This is a genomic window from Acidobacteriota bacterium, assembly GCA_020845575.1.
Classification (GTDB): Bacteria; Acidobacteriota; Vicinamibacteria; order Vicinamibacterales; family Vicinamibacteraceae; genus Luteitalea.
On sequence record JADLFL010000009.1, the window covers coordinates 1 to 14,300 of the forward strand.

Annotated in this window: 18 protein-coding genes, 1 tRNA gene and 1 pseudogene; 10 read left to right on the forward strand and 10 right to left on the reverse strand. The window is 67.5% G+C overall.

All coding sequences use genetic code 11. From position 1 onward, the window contains the following. A partial coding sequence (locus IT182_02000; protein ID MCC6162101.1) for a nucleotidyl transferase AbiEii/AbiGii toxin family protein occupies nt 1–607 on the reverse strand: 607 nt, incomplete at its 3' end. Then, nucleotides 604–1,353: a hypothetical protein gene (locus tag IT182_02005; GenBank protein MCC6162102.1), complete on the reverse strand. Its 750-nt coding sequence runs from the start codon at nt 1,351–1,353 to the stop codon at nt 604–606. The genes IT182_02000 and IT182_02005, both read right to left, overlap by 4 nt. A 183-nt stretch (nt 1,354–1,536) precedes the next feature. Between IT182_02005 and IT182_02010 the strand changes: the two genes are divergently transcribed. The 4 genes from IT182_02010 to IT182_02025 all read left to right on the forward strand — a co-directional run bounded on the left by IT182_02010 (nt 1,537) and on the right by IT182_02025 (nt 5,074). Next, a complete protein-coding gene (locus tag IT182_02010; GenBank protein MCC6162103.1) occupies nt 1,537–2,472 on the forward strand; it encodes a hypothetical protein in 936 nt (311 codons plus the stop codon). After that, nucleotides 2,469–3,533: a hypothetical protein gene (locus tag IT182_02015; protein MCC6162104.1), complete on the forward strand. Its 1,065-nt coding sequence runs from the start codon at nt 2,469–2,471 to the stop codon at nt 3,531–3,533. Before IT182_02010 ends, IT182_02015 begins: the two co-directional genes overlap by 4 nt. Nucleotides 3,534–3,599: 66 nt before the next feature. After that, entirely contained in the window at nt 3,600–4,214 is a 615-nt protein-coding gene (locus tag IT182_02020; protein MCC6162105.1) for a type IV toxin-antitoxin system AbiEi family antitoxin domain-containing protein, read from the forward strand. Then, on the forward strand, nt 4,211–5,074 hold the full coding sequence (locus IT182_02025) for a nucleotidyl transferase AbiEii/AbiGii toxin family protein (GenBank protein ID MCC6162106.1): 864 nt from the start codon (nt 4,211–4,213) through the stop codon (nt 5,072–5,074). The genes IT182_02020 and IT182_02025 overlap by 4 nt, the downstream gene beginning before the upstream one ends. A gap of 771 nt (nt 5,075–5,845) precedes the next feature. On the opposite strand, the gene IT182_02030 is transcribed toward IT182_02025, so the two are convergent. Genes IT182_02030 through IT182_02040 form a run of 3 tightly spaced genes read right to left on the reverse strand, consistent with a single transcriptional unit; the run spans nt 5,846 to nt 6,641 of the window. Further along, nucleotides 5,846–6,079, reverse strand: a complete 234-nt coding sequence (locus tag IT182_02030) for a DUF433 domain-containing protein (GenBank protein ID MCC6162107.1) — start codon at nt 6,077–6,079, stop codon at nt 5,846–5,848. 58 nt (nt 6,080–6,137) lie between these two features. Continuing rightward, nucleotides 6,138–6,389: a UPF0175 family protein gene (locus IT182_02035; protein MCC6162108.1), complete on the reverse strand. Its 252-nt coding sequence runs from the start codon at nt 6,387–6,389 to the stop codon at nt 6,138–6,140. 24 nt (nt 6,390–6,413) lie between these two features. Then, nucleotides 6,414–6,641: a DUF433 domain-containing protein gene (locus IT182_02040; GenBank protein MCC6162109.1), complete on the reverse strand. Its 228-nt coding sequence runs from the start codon at nt 6,639–6,641 to the stop codon at nt 6,414–6,416. A gap of 545 nt (nt 6,642–7,186) precedes the next feature. On the opposite strand from IT182_02040, the gene IT182_02045 reads away from it, so the two are divergent. The 6 genes and pseudogenes from IT182_02045 (at nt 7,187) to IT182_02070 (ending at nt 11,191) form a co-directional block, all read left to right on the forward strand. Next, nucleotides 7,187–7,411 carry a helix-turn-helix domain-containing protein gene (locus IT182_02045; GenBank protein MCC6162110.1) on the forward strand — a complete coding sequence of 75 codons (225 nt, stop codon included), beginning with the start codon at nt 7,187–7,189 and terminating at the stop codon, nt 7,409–7,411. Further along, the gene (locus tag IT182_02050) at nt 7,408–7,659 is read left to right on the forward strand and encodes a helix-turn-helix domain-containing protein (protein MCC6162111.1); all 252 of its coding nucleotides are present in this window, start codon (nt 7,408–7,410) and stop codon (nt 7,657–7,659) included. The genes IT182_02045 and IT182_02050 overlap by 4 nt, the downstream gene beginning before the upstream one ends. Then, nucleotides 7,656–8,651: pseudogene (locus IT182_02055) on the forward strand (site-specific integrase). Before IT182_02050 ends, IT182_02055 begins: the two are co-directional and overlap by 4 nt. A gap of 238 nt (nt 8,652–8,889) precedes the next feature. Next, nucleotides 8,890–8,979: transfer RNA gene (locus IT182_02060), tRNA-Ser, on the forward strand. 191 nt (nt 8,980–9,170) lie between these two features. Continuing rightward, on the forward strand, nt 9,171–10,442 hold the full coding sequence (locus tag IT182_02065) for a tyrosine-type recombinase/integrase (GenBank protein MCC6162112.1): 1,272 nt from the start codon (nt 9,171–9,173) through the stop codon (nt 10,440–10,442). Beyond that, nucleotides 10,439–11,191, forward strand: a complete 753-nt coding sequence (locus IT182_02070; protein ID MCC6162113.1) for a hypothetical protein — start codon at nt 10,439–10,441, stop codon at nt 11,189–11,191. The genes IT182_02065 and IT182_02070 overlap by 4 nt, the downstream gene beginning before the upstream one ends. A 255-nt stretch (nt 11,192–11,446) precedes the next feature. Here the strand turns inward: IT182_02070 and IT182_02075 are convergent, their stop codons facing one another. The 5 genes from IT182_02075 to IT182_02095 form a co-directional block, all read right to left on the reverse strand. Further along, a complete protein-coding gene (locus IT182_02075; GenBank protein MCC6162114.1) occupies nt 11,447–11,920 on the reverse strand; it encodes a hypothetical protein in 474 nt (157 codons plus the stop codon). 290 nt (nt 11,921–12,210) lie between these two features. After that, entirely contained in the window at nt 12,211–12,954 is a 744-nt protein-coding gene (locus tag IT182_02080; GenBank protein ID MCC6162115.1) for a hypothetical protein, read from the reverse strand. 32 nt (nt 12,955–12,986) lie between these two features. Next, nucleotides 12,987–13,277, reverse strand: coding sequence for a hypothetical protein (locus IT182_02085; GenBank protein ID MCC6162116.1), 291 nt, complete (start codon nt 13,275–13,277; stop codon nt 12,987–12,989). Between the two features lie 18 nt (nt 13,278–13,295). Next, nucleotides 13,296–13,553, reverse strand: coding sequence for a hypothetical protein (locus tag IT182_02090; protein MCC6162117.1), 258 nt, complete (start codon nt 13,551–13,553; stop codon nt 13,296–13,298). A gap of 62 nt (nt 13,554–13,615) precedes the next feature. Continuing rightward, entirely contained in the window at nt 13,616–14,197 is a 582-nt protein-coding gene (locus tag IT182_02095) for a hypothetical protein (protein MCC6162118.1), read from the reverse strand. Between the last annotated feature and the right edge of the window lie 103 nt (nt 14,198–14,300).

The following is a 14,300-nucleotide window of genomic DNA, read 5'->3' on the forward strand; positions in this document are numbered from 1 at the left end:
GAATCGCGAACAGCTTCTCGACGAACGTCCGGCGGAAATGAAGCAGCCGCATCGTGAACCCGCCCTCGTCCACGGCGCCGAGCGAGACGCCGCGTTCGGCGAGGAACTCGGCCAGGTACGAACGGATCTCCACATCAGCGGTTGGTTCACGGCCGCTCGCCGTCCCCGCCTCGACGAGCACGGAGCCGGCCACTTCGCCAGGACCACCGAACGCCTGGACGAACGAGAACCGATCCGCCCGTCCGAAACCGCCGACAGTCCTGCTCTCATCCGGCAGGAACGTCAGGCCGGGATGCGCCGCGACGGCATCGCGCAAGGCCTTGAGCTCCCGGTTGATTCCGTTCCTGCCGAGCACCGGATCGAAGGCACGCGGATCGAGAAAGATGTCCACGTCCTCGGAGAAGCGCTGAATGAGGCTCCAACCTTTCGACAGACTGGTGCCGCCCTTGAAGATGCACTTGTCGCCCACCGTGACGGCGATGACGCGAAGCGCTTCAGTGACGTAGTAGTCCTTCTCGATGAGCGCGGGGCGCAGTCCTCTTCCGGCGAAGTGCTCAGCGGCTTGCACGATCGCCTGTTGGAAGTCTGGATGCTCGCTGAGTCTCATGGGCGCGCGCGCTCCTTCGCCTGCCATTGCCGTGCCGACGGCAGTCCAGAGAGGACACCGAAATCGAAGCGTGACACCGGATTCAGCGAGGCACGCAGCCTGCGGAGCGTGGCGGAGCTTGTGCCGATCGCCTCGCCGATGGCTCCGAGCATCGCACGGACGCGCGGCGGTTCGGATGGCGCGACACGAGCGAGACGCTCGTATCGGCCCGGTTCCTTGAAGAGGCGGAGTGTGCGGCGGAGCGTGTCCTTCTCGGACAGCTCGCTCGTGCTGCCGCCGCGGCGCAGGAAGTCGAGCAGCGCGGCGTCGTGGTCCGAGAGACGCTTCCACGCCTCCGGTCGTCGAGTGTGGACGATCGTGTCGCGACCTGCGAGCTTGCGCGGCAGGCTGGCGGCCGTCGTGGCGACCTCACTGCGGCCGGCCGCTTGCGTCGTGAAGCCCAGCAGGTTCGCCGCGGCGACGCCCGCCGGGAACATGGGCGACCGGTCGGCGGCAAGCTTCCGGATCGCGACAGGATCCGGCCGACTCGGGCCAAGAGCCGTCGTCCGGCCGCGATAGTAGACGCCTTTGCTCAGCCGCTGCAGCGTGCCGTCCTTCGCCAGGCGGGACATGGCCTGCGCGACGGCTGCGACGGGCAGGTTCGGAAAATCGCTGAACCGCCAGACCCGCTCGCCGCCCGCCTCGACGCGCCGCCGAATGACCTGGACGACGGGTGGGCGTCCGTAGGTCCGCTGGGCGAGTTCCATAGGCTCCACTGTGCGTTTCGGCGGTCATGTTGTCAAGTTTCGTATCAAAAAAACTTGACGTTATCTCGCTAGAATCAGGCCATAGCACCCACCACCGTCAGGAACCACCCAAGAACGCCCGCCGATGAATTGCAGCCCCCCAGCGATCAGGACATATTCGCTGCATGACGAGGGGGTGGCTGCATGTTCGACCGCTACGATCCGCGCGACGACATTCGTGAGGACGACCGCGACCGGGGCCGCGATCGCGATCGAGGAGGCCGGGGCGCCGGCGGCACGCCCGGCCACCGAGACCGGAGTACGCGTGATCCCTTCACGCGTGACCTCGACCTGCCGGATGGCCGCGATCGGGAACGGGCCAGGGACCGCGACCGCGTGTACGACATCGACGGTTCCGAGGCCCGGATGTTGGCAACCATCGGCTCGTTCCGCGTCGTCTCCGAACACGACCTGTCGGCGCTGCGCGACGATGCCAGGACGCCGCACCAGAGCATGCGGCACCTCGAGGACTCGGGGCTGATTCAACGCTCGCCGCTCGACGTCAACGACCGCGCCGTTGTCCTCACCGACCGCGGCCGGGACCTGCTCGAAGCCAACCGATCGATCCCGCGCGACGAGCGGACGCGCGACCGGCAGGAGTTCTACGCCGGCCTCAGGAAGCCGCGCGAGCTGACCCACGACGTCAAGGTGTACCGCGCCTACGAGCGCACGGAGGCCCGCATCCGCGACGATGGCGGGCGCGTTCGGCGCGTCGTTCTCGACTACGAGATGAAGCGCGACTACCAGCGCTTCCTGCACGAGCGCAATCGCGGCAAGAAGGATTGCGACGGACGTCCCGCCCGCGACGCCGACGAGATCGTGCACTGGGCGCAGGAGCACGACCTGCCGTACGAGCAGGACGGACACGTGCACTTCCCCGACGCGCGCGTCGAGTACGAAGACCGCGACGGTCTCGACCGCTTCGAGGACCTGGAGATCGTGACGCCGCACTACCGCGGCGCGCATGCGGCCGGCGCGGCGAAGTCAGGATTCAGCTGCCACGTCTCGCTCGGGTCCAGCGTCGGCGGACGCGGCGGCAGGGGCGGACGATGCGGCGGGTTTGCCCAGGAGTTCGTATGAGCATGCTTCCGCTCGAGCCGACACCACTGCCGCCGGCGCCGAAGTACTGGGCGCTCGAAGAGTGCGACAGCGAACGGCTGCACGCGATCGCCGCGTTCGGGTTCACGGACCGCCAGTCACGCTTCCTCATGGAGGTCCTGCTGTACTCGGGCGTGTTCCTGGAACGGCAGTACTGCCAGTTCGCCGGCATCGCCCACGGACAGAAGAGCACGAACTTCATCCGCACCCTCGTCGATCGCCGATTCGCAACGCCGGTGACGCCCGGCAAGCTGCACCGAGGCCGGATGTTCCACGTCCACTACAAGCCGCTGTGGACCGCCATCCGCGAGCCCGACAGCCGCTTCCGAAAACGCGCGGCACCGGGACGCCTCATCGAGCGCGTGATGCTGCTCGATGCGGTCCTCGACGACCAATCGATGATCTGGCTGGCGTCCGCGGCGGACAAGCTACACCACTTCAGGGATCACCTCCGCGATCGGTTCGAGCTGATCGACATGCCGCAGCTGCGATTCGGTGAGGGCCCGTCACGGATCTACCGCCACTTCCCGGACAAGCTGCCCATCGGCGACGACCGCGAGCGCAGCGACCATCACGTCTTCATGTACCTCGTGACGACGCCCGTACCGTGGGACTTCAGGCTGTTCCTCCTGCGGCACATTCCACTACTGCGTCAGCTGAGCCGCTGGATCATCCGGCTGCTGTTCCCGAAGCCCCTCGTCAGAGCGCGCCAGAGCTACCTGCACGCGGCGCGCGAGCACCTGGTGGGAGCCGCCAGGGGCCGTAACGTTTCCATGATCGAGGAGATGTTCCAGCAGCGGCGACGCCTCGCCGAGCCGAACCCGGAGCCGCCGTACGCCCGGTACCAGGAGGACGTCCGCCTGACGTCGGCTCCGCGCTTTCGCGCCCTGTATCACCAGTGGCTCGCCGATCCCGAGCGGACGCTCTGGTTCGCGGATTCCAACGTCCTTTCCGACGCCCTGGAACGCGGATTGGGCCGCGTCGAGTGCGTCGAGCTCTCGCGCCAGTACCTGCATCTCTCCCCCCTGGTCGACGTCGCCTGAGCACTCTGGGGGCGACTGGCAATAATATTCAAAGACGTTATATTATTGCCATCAGAGGCAACCGCCATGCAGAAGCGCCAGTGGGACACCGTCCTCTACGAGATCGCCGAGAATCAGGCCGGCTACTTCACCGCGGCCCAGGCCCGCACGGCCGGTCTGCACCAGGTGCGCCTCGTCCAGCTCGCCCGGCAGGGGGCCATCGAGCGCGTCTCGCGCGGGGTCTACCGCTTCACGCGGTTTCCCATCTCACAGCTCGGCCACTACATGGAAGCTGTCCTCTGGCCACAGGTCCGGCGATCCGACGTCGTCGGCGCGATCTCCCATGAATCGGCGCTGGCGATTCACGAACTGTCCGACGTCAATCCGGTGCGGATCCACGTGACGCTGCCAAGCTCCGTGCGCATCCGCCGCGAGGTTCCGAAGCGACTGGTGATCCACTATGCGGACCTGGCCGCGGAAGACGTCGAGACCGTGGAAGGCGTCCCGGTGACCACGCCAGCCAGGTCAATCCGCGATGCGCACGCCAGCCACCTCGGAGCCGAACTGGTCGGCCAGGCGATTGCCGACGGTCGACGGACGGGTACGCTGTCCACAGGCGTCGCAGACCGCCTGCAGCGTGAGCTCCTCGGGACGAGGCCGCGCCCGCGGTCGAGCACGCGCCGGCGGCTGGAGGCCCGGTGACCGCAGCACGCAAACGCCCGACCGGACCGCCGCCGTCAGCCGGCGTCCTGGCGCGGTACGCCCAAGCCTACGCGCGCGAGCTCGGCGTGGCCGAAAGTCGGGTGCGCTCGTGGGTCGCCTACATGATCATGGCCGGCATTCTCGACCGTGCCACGGCCGGCGACACACCGCTGTTCATCGTCAAGGGAGGCGTGGCGCTTGAACTCCGTCTGCGCGACCGTGCCCGCGCGACGAAGGACATCGACATCGTCCTTCGCGACCCGTCCGCGGACCTCGCCGACAGCCTCGAAGAGGCGCTGACGGGCGAGGCGTATCAGGGGTTCTCGTTCCGCCGAAAGGGCCAGCCGCTCCTGCTGGACAATGGCGCCGTCAACATCGGATTCGGCGTCACGTACCGCGGCCAGCCGTGGACCAGCATCAGCGTGGACGTCGCACGCGCCGAGCCCGGCGAAGTCGATGTCGAGTGGGTCGACGCCATCGCCCTGACCGACGTCTTCGGCGTCACGGGACCGGCGCAGCTCCCGTGCCTACCGCTGCGCTTCCACGTCGCCCAGAAGCTCCACGGAATGACGCTGCCCCCGCGCCCGGGGAAGCAGAACGAACGGTTCAGAGACCTCGTGGATCTGCTGCTCATGGAGGCGATGATCACGCACGACTACGCGGCGCTCCGTGCGGCTTGCGAGCTCGTTTTCCGCAGCCGCAACACGCACGCATGGCCACCCGACCTGAGTGCGACGCCACCGCACTGGGCCCAGCCCTTCGCACGACTCGCCGAAGAACTGGAACTGGCCAACACGGACATCGAACAGGCTCTGGTGCGCGTCCGCAACTTCGTCGCCCACATCGTCAAGTCGCGGTGATAGCCAGCCGCCCTCTATTCAAGCAAGCCCCTCTCTCCCCCTGGCCAGCACACATCTTGCTCCGCAGACACGCGCGCAACGGCCGAGGACAACCCCCGGGGACCACCTCGATTTCGCAGGTCGTCCCCTTCGCGCGGTTCTGCCTATGCCTGCGGAACTGACCACCGCGATGACCGCTGCCGGACGTTCGGCCGGGATAACCGCCTGTGCGCGAGCCGCTTCGCCGCGATGAACCTCCGACGATGCGCCTGGGCGGCGCTCTATGCCGCCCCCCTGCTGGTGCCCGAAGAGAGCCAATACAGGAAACCATGGCGTGAGCGACCCCGCCTGCCGCCCGGCATTTCGTCCCACGCGAGTCCGGAGGGGTCGCTCACGCCATGCTGCCAGTGCCGGTGTCGATGCCGCTGTGGGCGTCGATCGTGACCGGGCGCGCCGCTGCTTGCTACCGCAGATGTCGCACCGGGTACTGGTAAGGTTCCCCGCACGGTTCGTGGCTCGATCGTGCGGGAAGCACGTGCCCGGTCGTTGGCCCGGAGATTCGGCGACGCCCGGGCCGCCGGCCATCGCGCGTTCGAGTTTCGATCTGTGCTCGGCGCCGTCAAGGCGCGTCACTTCGCTCCGCCCGCCTGAATCGTGAGCGGCTCCGGCCTTGACCGCGCCTGCGCGCAGATTGTGTCTTGGCAGTTGCGTGATGGCCGGCGATGAACGACTGCCTGCGGTAAGCAGGAGCCACCCCAAGACCGTCAGGCCAGACAGGAAAGTCGAGTCGCGTCACGCGGTGATCTGCAGGTCCCACATTCGGTCGCCACGAAGCACATGCACGGCATAACGAAACGCCGCTGAAAGATCCTCGGGCGTGAGTTGTGGATACTGCGCGAGGATCTGCTCAGCCGAGGCCCCGCTGGCGCTCAGTTCCAGCAGGAACTCGACGCTCAGTCGCGTGCCTCGCACACAGGGTTTCCCGTCCAAGATTCGCTGGTCGCTGACGATGAGTTGCTCGACCATCTCGCGTGCTCCTGTCGGTCGATCCTACTGCGGGAAGCAGACGCCACTGGCTGCTTCGTCAGAACCGTCCAACCTCACGTCGAAAGTCTTCATCATCGACGCTGAACACGTCCACGCGCCGACGCGCGAGTTCCGCAAGGAAATGGCCACGCGTCAGGCCGGCCGCCTCCGCAGCCGGCTCCATCGACAGCGCACCTTGCTGGTACCAGTGGATCGCCGCGGCCAGGCGGATCTCCGCGGCCATCTCGTGCGGCGCCTTCTTCAGCGCAGCGAGCACGCTATCGGGGACCGTCAGTTGGATCTGAACCATGCCTCGTCTCGGTTTCACAATCGCTCACGGACCGGGCAGGCGAGCACGCCCTCGTTCCCGTTCGGCGGCGTACACCAGGCACGCTCGAATGTCGTCACGAACCAGTTGTGGGAAGTCCTGCAGGATCTCGTCCGCGCTCATACCGGCAGCCAGATAGCCGAGCACGTCACCGACGGCGATTCGAGTTCCGCGGACACACGGCTTGCCGAAGCGCACGCTCGGATCGACGGTGAGCCGGCCGAGGCCATCCATGAGCGGAAGTCTAGACCTCAACGGCTCGACCGCGTCAATCTTCCCCCTTGATCTCGCTCCTCAGCAGGCGTAGCCTGTCCTCATCGTCCGTGCCCTACTGCACACCTCCCGCGCGAGTGACACTCGGCGCGGGTTGCTGACGGACGGCAGCCTCAGGGCTCCCGCCAGCAGCACACTCCTTCACTAGCACGGTTGCGACTCCGACCCGCGCACTCGCGTGCGTGCCGCGGAGATCCGCTATCGCCTGCGACCTGCTCCATCGGTGCGTCGCGGCGGTACCGAAAGCCCGGTCGTTTGCTGGCGATTCGAGCAGGCAGCACGCCAGCGCACCGCATGGCTTCGACACGCGTGGCTTCCAGCCGCGCACACTGCGCAGGCGCGTCGCCTTCGCAGACGATGTTCGGCACAACCGCCAGCATCTCGCGCAACTGCCAACGACGCGACGGTCTCAGGCCCTTCGCGTTCGAGCGCGCCATCCGTGGACGTTCGGAAAACAGTTGTCCGCCCGCTGCAGCCCCTGGGCGACGCGGGCAGTGAGGTGCACCATGAGGACATGGTTGACCGTCGGCGAAGGCGCCGACTACGCGAACGTGAGTCGGGACACGATCTACACCGCGTGCGAGCGACATGAACTGCGGCACGTGCGAATCAGCGGACGACGGACGATTCGGTTGCGCGCGGTCTGGGTCGACGAGTGGATGGAACAGCACGCGCGAAACCCGAGAGGCGCGCGGATTGCGACGAGCGCGCAGAACGGAGCGGCGTCATGAACGTCCAGACGATTCGTCACGCAACACGCGCGTTGACCGAGCGCGAGGTCTCCGATCTGCTCGGCTTGTCGGTCGCCACGCTTCGGGCATGGCGTCACCGCGGTCAGGGACCTCGGTTCCTGCGCCTCGGACGCGCCGTCCGCTACCTGCCGTCGGACCTGGAGGAGTTCGTCCGCGCCAGCGCCGTTGACGCCAGCGCGGAACCGTCGGCTGATCGGCAGACCGGCATCGAGGAGTTGCGACCATGAGCCTCTGGAAGCGGGGGCGCCAGTACTGGGCGGACTTCACGGTGGATGGCCGCCGCTACCGCAAGCGCCTCGACACGACGAACCTGCAGGATGCGAAGCGGAAAGAGCGTCAGCTCATCGAAGATGCCGGGCACGGCGCCGTGGCAACGCACGAACAGGGACCCAAGCGCCTGTTCGAAGCCGCCGACGCCTACATCGACGGGAAGCGCCTGCACTGCTCGCCACGGACCGTCGAGTTCGAGGAGGAGCGGCTCATCACGCTGAAGCGCTACTTCGGCGACGTGCCGCTCACCGCGATCACGGCGAAAGCGATTGCGGAGTACCAGCGCAAGCGCCATGAAGTCGGCAAGGCCAACCGGACGATCAACATGGACGTCGGCGTGCTGTCGCGCGTGCTCAAGTCGTGCGGCAGGTGGCGAGCGCTGGCGGACCATGTGCGCAACCTGCCCGAACGCCAGCGACCGGTCGGGCGGGCGCTGACGCCAGAGGAGCGCAAGCGGCTCTTCGAGGCGGCGGCGTCCAATCCCGAGTGGGAGCACGTCTACTGCGCGGCGGTCGCTGCTGCCAACACGTCGATGCGGCCGGTGGAGGTCAAGCACCTCCGCCGGCGCGACGTCGACCTGGCGAAGAAGCTGCTGTACGTCCGCCGCAGCAAGAACGAGACGAGCCATCGCGTCATCCCACTGAACGCGTCGGCGCTCGAAGCCATCACCCGGATGGTCGAACGGGCCGACCTGCTCGGCCACACCGAACCCAACCACTACCTCTGGCCCGCCTGCCAGTGGGGCCGCTACGACCCGACGCAGCCGATGCTGAAGTGGGACACGGCCTGGCGGGCGCTCCGCGATGCTGCCGGCCTGCCCAGGTTCCGGTTCCACGACCTCCGGCACACGGTCATCACGGAGCTCGCGGAGCTGGGCGTGGCCGACCATGTCCTGGAGTCGATCAGCGGGCACCTGTCGCGCCGGATGCTGGAGCACTACTCGCACATCCGCATCGACGCGAAGCGGCAGGCGCTCGACGCGCTGGACGAATCGCGCCGAGACGTCCACAATGACGGCGGCAGTGGAGACGCGGCAGCGACGACCGGCGACGCCCAGCAACCACCCGAGAGGAGCGGAGATGTTCCGCTCCTGGTGGCGCTTTCGGAGAGCCTCACGTCACAGTCACGTCACAGTTTGCATTTGGCGGGATCTCCGCCCTCCGCTAAACTGTTGATTCCAGTCGATCGGAGAGAGGGCCGAGTGGCTGAAGGCGCACGCTTGGAAAGCGTGTGTAGGGGAAACCCTACCGTGGGTTCGAATCCCACTCTCTCCGCCAACCCTTACTCCGACAACCTCCGACAACACCCGAACATTCCCGGTTTTCATGGCGCTTTTGTGGTTCCCTTTGTACGATAACGTGCGACGGGAAGCGGGGGCATCCTAAGGAATCAGGGGCACGTTCGGGGGCACGCGTGACGCGGTGCCCCGCGTGGCCGGTTCGCATGCCCCCATCGGAGGGAATCGCGAATGCCACTCACAGACGCGAAGGTGCGGAACGCCAAGCCGAAGGCCAAGCCGTACAAGCTCAGCGACGGGCACGGGCTCTATCTCGAAGTGATGCCGACGGGCTCCCGGTTGTGGCGAGCCAAGTACCGCATCCACGGCAAGGAACGGCGCATCTCGTTCGGGGCGTACTTGCCCGACGGCAAGGGCGTGAGCCTGGCCGAAGCTCGCGAGAAGTGCACCGCCGCGCGGGCGCTGAAGCGGGACGGCGTCGACCCCGTGCAGGCGCGCCGGCAGGAGCGCACCGACGCAGCAACGGAAGCCCGCGACACGTTGCGCCGGCTCGCGGCCGAGTGGCTGGCGAACGAGGCCCGCCAGAAGGGCTGGACGGCCGACTATCAGCACGACGTCGAGCGGAGTCTCGAACTCTACGTCTACCCGAAGCTCGGCGATCAGCCTGTCCGGAGCATCACGCCGCGCGAGTTGATCGACACGCTGAACGCGGTGCTCGACACGAAGGACGCGAAGGGCAAGAAGCCCGGCGCGCGTCTCGAAACCGTACGCCGTCTGCGCCAGCGGCTCGACGGCATCTTCACGTATGCCCTGCTCTGCGAACGGCTCGACACGAACCCGGCACACGGCCTGCGGCGCGCGTTCACGGCACCGAAGGCCACGCCCATGCCGGCGCTGCTCGAATCGGAGTTGCCCGGCCTGCTCGCGAAGGTGGCCGAGCGGGGGCAAGGCTCACTCATCGAAGGGGGCGTGTGGCTGCTCTGCCTGACGGCCGTTCGCACTGGTGAACTGCGGGCCGCGCAGTGGTCGGAGATTGACTGGGAACAGCGACTCTGGCGCATCCCGGCCGAGCGCATGAAGAAACGCCGCGAACACCTCGTGCCGCTCAGCACGCAAGCACTCGACATCCTCGCACGGCTGCGCGAGCGCACCGGGCACACGGCGTACCTGTTTCCCCATCGGAGCGACGACACGCGCCACCTGTCGGAGAACTCGATTCTCTATGCCATCTGGCGCGCCGGCTTCAAAGGTCGGGCGAGCGGGCACGGGTTCCGTTCGACGTTCAGCACGGCCGCGAACGAGCACGGGAAGCCTGCCGACGTCGTCGAGGCCATCTTGGCGCACGTCAGCACGAACAAGACGCGAGCGGCGTACAACCGCGCGTTGTATCTCGAACAGCGCCGGCAGGTCTTGCAGTGGTGGGCCGACCGCATCGACGCGATGACCACGCAGCAGAGCGCGAAGGTGCTGACGTTCCCTGAACCGGAGCGGGCATCGGCGTGAGTGAACGCCTGTCCTTCGACGACGTCGGGCACCTGTGGCTCGTCGCTCCGATCGACGAACGGCGCGCGGCGTTCGTGCGGCTCGTCGAGTTCGCGGCCGGTATGCGTGACACGCGGCCGACGTGGGATGACCTGCTCGACATTGGCACCGTCGGCCAGCAGTGGCGCGACGAAGTCGGCGAGGACGATGCACGCGGGCAGACGTTGCGGCGGGCCGTCCTGGCGGCGTGCGGGCGCAGCACGGGCAAGCGAGGGCCGCGCGCGTTGCTCGGCGCCGATGCTCGCGCGGCGTACCGCGACGTCATCACCCGGCAGACGCTCGCGTGGTTGCTGGTCGACGTCGCGAACTTCCGCGCGGCGTGCGACGTGCTCGCCGAGTTGCACGCCGTCGCGCGTGACTCACGGGCCAACCTGCCCGACGGCGCGTGGCGTGCGGCCGTGGCTGACATCGAGCCTGAGGTCACAAGCAAGCGTCTCCAGAACGCGTACAGCGGCCTCACAATGGACACGGCCGCGCCGTGGCCGTCACGCTTCCTCACCGACTGTCTCGCTGCCGACAGCGAACTGAACGAGGCCCTGAGCGTGCTCGGGCTCGTCGTCGATGCCTGGTTGCCCCGGTTCCGCGCGTTCACGCCGACGGCGCCGAACGAGGCGCTGACACCGGCTCGTGCGCGCGAAGGCGGATTGCCGTTGGACGCGTCGACGTGGCTCGGCCGTCGCGTCATGGAGATCGACGTTCGGCGCCGATAGTGGACGCCGTAGCAGCCACACTCAGACACGCGTTCGCTCAGAATCTCGCGTCATTCCGAGCACTTCACACCATGACGGCACGGGCACAAGTGCCACGATGCCCCCGAAGATGCCCCATAGAGCCACGGGCACCGGCCAAGCCGCGACATGCGCGCGGTGAGCCGGCAACCGTGGTGCGGGCGAGCGGCGGCCGTTACATCGGGGAGGAGCGTCAACAGCAACCCGGCCAACGGCGCGCACGCTCGCCAACCTCGATCAGTGGATCGTGCCGAGCAACCGGGTCAGATCGTCCTGAATCGCGCGGATGGCCTGCGGGTCACGCACGTTCTGCGCGACAGACACCCGCAGGGCCTCGAACAGGGCTCCGGCCTGCTCCAACGTGATGTGCGTTTGCAGCCAGATTTCACGCCGGCTCTCGGCCTCACAGAGCTTGCGACGACGCTGCATGACCTCGTGCAGTTCATCCCATGCGACCTTGGACGCGGTGCCCTGTTCGATGAGGGCATCCATTGCGGCGGCACGCGCGGCCTGGTCGGTGGGCGTTGCGGCCTTGAACGCCTCCCACGCGGCGCGGACACGGGGCCACACGGCTGAAGCGGGTGTGTCCGGCATCCCGGCGAGGATGTCGCCTGCGTGAACGTCGCAAAGGCCGATTTCGGTGCGGAGCGCCAGCAGTTCGCGATCGGCGAGCGCCTGGCTCAACTTCCCGGCCATCTGTGGCGGCAACACCGACGAATGGCGGCCGTCCTTCCATGCGGGTGACTCCGGGCCTCGAAGGCTCGCGCCACCGTGATTGCGGCAGCGCGTCCGGCCGGCGACGGGTGCCCGCCGACACGGCGTTCCAGCGCGCGTCTTGGCACCACAGCGGCGTGCATGGGGTCGCTCGCCCTGCATGGGGTCAGTCGTGAGCGCGCGGGCCTCCTGTGACTGGCGCTCGACGAGCTTCGGCGTGTGGGCATCGGCAAGGCGATCGTGCTCAGCCTGGCGTCGTCGTACTGCGTCTCGCTTGGACATCGGTTCTACCCCTTGTACTGTACCGGGTACACGCTGAGCGCCGGTGCCGTGGGCACGGTGCCGACCTTCGCGACCGCCTCGGCGGCGGCGATGACCTGGCGGAGGAAGCTCAGGGCGGCGTTCGTCGGACTCTCATACCCGGCAACCCTTTCGCGCACGCGCCGCGCGATGTCGTCGACGAAAGACGGGCTCGTCACGTCGATCGGCAACCCACTCAACGAGGGCCGACTCAGCCACGCGTCGAACGTGTCCCGGTCCATGCCACTGTCGGCAGCGGCGATCACCCGAAGTTGGGCCTCACCCGGCTTCATCCGGCCGAGCGCCTTGCGGATCTCCCCGCGCCGAAGCTCCAGCACCAGCGCGGCGGCCACGTCCTGTGGCTGCTGTGGCTGCATGGCGGCGTGCGCCGCGCTCTCGACGTCGAGATCCAATTCCTGCTCGACCTTGCCGGCCGCGCGGAGAGCCACTTGCAGCGGGCGGCGATGGTTCTCCGTCCAGCGCGTGATGACATGCTCCGAGCGGTAGACCAGCGCGTCGTGCCACGCGCCTTGCGTACCCGCGTGGATGCCAGCGCGAAGGGACGCGATGTGCGGCGCAATGCGCGCGGTCACAGCGCCCGCCGCGTCGAGCCGTTTCTCGATCAAGTGCGCGACAGTGAGGGCGTGATTTGCGCTTCGGTACAAGTCCCGCGCGAACTCGGTTTCAACGGGCGGTCGATCGACCGTTTCGGGCGTGTCGAAGTTGGGCATGATGCTTCCTTTCAGAGAAGAAGTAAGAGGGTTTACCCGCGCGAACGCGCGGCGTGACGGGCCTCGACGGCAATGGTTTCGCCGAGCACCTGGGCAAGGTAGTTGGCGGCGAGGTCCGGCGCATTCAGCCGTCGATGGAGTAGATCGATCGCCTCGTCCGCGAGTGTCGGACGCGCTCGATCGCCCGCTTCGAGCGCGGCGACCACGCAAGCGACGGGGCCGGCGAGATCGGCATCGGTGAGGGTCTTCTGATGTGGCGCGACGATCGCGGAAATCCGCGCGAGCGCCACGCGCGTCGGTTCGTTCACCTGTACGTCGTTCATCGTTCGTGCCTTTCGAGGTCAGAGCGAACGAGCGACGTGCTCGGTTTCGGCGAGGACGCGACTCCCGATGTCGAGCGCGAGCGGATCGCTCGTGTTTCGCAGAGCGGTGCGGAGCGTGGCGGCGGCGATCGCGAGGTGCCCGCGATGCCCGCTGGCGAGGGCCTCGGACAGTTCGCGGATCGGGGAGACAAGACCGGCAGCGGCGAGGGCGCTCGTGTGCGGCGTGGTCCACGAGTCGATCAGCCGGACGGCGAGTTTCTGGTGTTCGTTCGTCATGGTGTTCTTGCCTTTCAGAGGCGCGTCGTCGCGCCGGTTGTGTAGCTTTCCGGTTACGATTCTCAGAACGGGACGTCGTCATCGGGGATCGGCGTGTTGTCCTCGATGTCGTCGTCGCCGGGCTCGCGCGCGCGAACCGGAGGACGGCGGTCGGCGAGTGACGCCACACGAGGCACCTCTGACGCACGGTCGATCGTGATCACCCGCTGCTTGCGCCGGGTCGGCGTCCCGTCGTCGTCCGTGATCTGCACGAGGGTCACGCGAACGACGCGCCCGGCGGCGTGCCGCGCGTCAGGGATCGCCGTCGAGACGGCATGAAGCCGCTGGCCGTCGAGAATCACGCCGCGTCGACCGAGGCCCTCGAACTCGGCCCACAGCACCGGACGCTCACGACGAACCCATCGCGCCGAACCAGACGCGAAGTCCCGCATGCTCACCCGCTGCTCGGTGATGGCCGTCACGCGGCCTACGAGCCCGCCTGCGGGCACATCGGCGTTCTGGAGGTATCGCGGGCCGCCCGACTGCCGTTCGGCCTTGAGACGGGCTTCCCACGTGCCCCACGACGTCAGCGGCGCGCCTGGTGTCCGATCGTCGTCGTCACGCGGACGCGGTTCGTCGTCTTCCAACTTCGGTTTCGTCGTCATGTCCTACGTCCTACCTGTCACGGTCACTGCCCTACTGCCCTCGGTCCTCATGTCCTACGTCCTACCCGCCTCGACTAATGGCCTCGTGTCACGCCTACTGCCT

Coding starts and splice junctions, on each gene's coding strand:
- IT182_02005 (MCC6162102.1), bottom strand. CDS start 1,353: ATGGAACTCGCCCAGCGGACCTACGGACGCCCACCCGTCGTCCAGGTC.
- IT182_02010 (MCC6162103.1), top strand. CDS start 1,537: ATGTTCGACCGCTACGATCCGCGCGACGACATTCGTGAGGACGACCGC.
- IT182_02015 (MCC6162104.1), top strand. CDS start 2,469: ATGAGCATGCTTCCGCTCGAGCCGACACCACTGCCGCCGGCGCCGAAG.
- IT182_02020 (MCC6162105.1), top strand. CDS start 3,600: ATGCAGAAGCGCCAGTGGGACACCGTCCTCTACGAGATCGCCGAGAAT.
- IT182_02030 (MCC6162107.1), bottom strand. CDS start 6,079: ATGGTCGAGCAACTCATCGTCAGCGACCAGCGAATCTTGGACGGGAAA.
- IT182_02035 (MCC6162108.1), bottom strand. CDS start 6,389: ATGGTTCAGATCCAACTGACGGTCCCCGATAGCGTGCTCGCTGCGCTG.
- IT182_02040 (MCC6162109.1), bottom strand. CDS start 6,641: ATGGATGGCCTCGGCCGGCTCACCGTCGATCCGAGCGTGCGCTTCGGC.
- IT182_02045 (MCC6162110.1), top strand. CDS start 7,187: ATGAGGACATGGTTGACCGTCGGCGAAGGCGCCGACTACGCGAACGTG.
- IT182_02050 (MCC6162111.1), top strand. CDS start 7,408: ATGAACGTCCAGACGATTCGTCACGCAACACGCGCGTTGACCGAGCGC.
- IT182_02065 (MCC6162112.1), top strand. CDS start 9,171: ATGCCACTCACAGACGCGAAGGTGCGGAACGCCAAGCCGAAGGCCAAG.
- IT182_02080 (MCC6162115.1), bottom strand. CDS start 12,954: ATGCCCAACTTCGACACGCCCGAAACGGTCGATCGACCGCCCGTTGAA.
- IT182_02085 (MCC6162116.1), bottom strand. CDS start 13,277: ATGAACGACGTACAGGTGAACGAACCGACGCGCGTGGCGCTCGCGCGG.
- IT182_02090 (MCC6162117.1), bottom strand. CDS start 13,553: ATGACGAACGAACACCAGAAACTCGCCGTCCGGCTGATCGACTCGTGG.
- IT182_02095 (MCC6162118.1), bottom strand. CDS start 14,197: ATGACGACGAAACCGAAGTTGGAAGACGACGAACCGCGTCCGCGTGAC.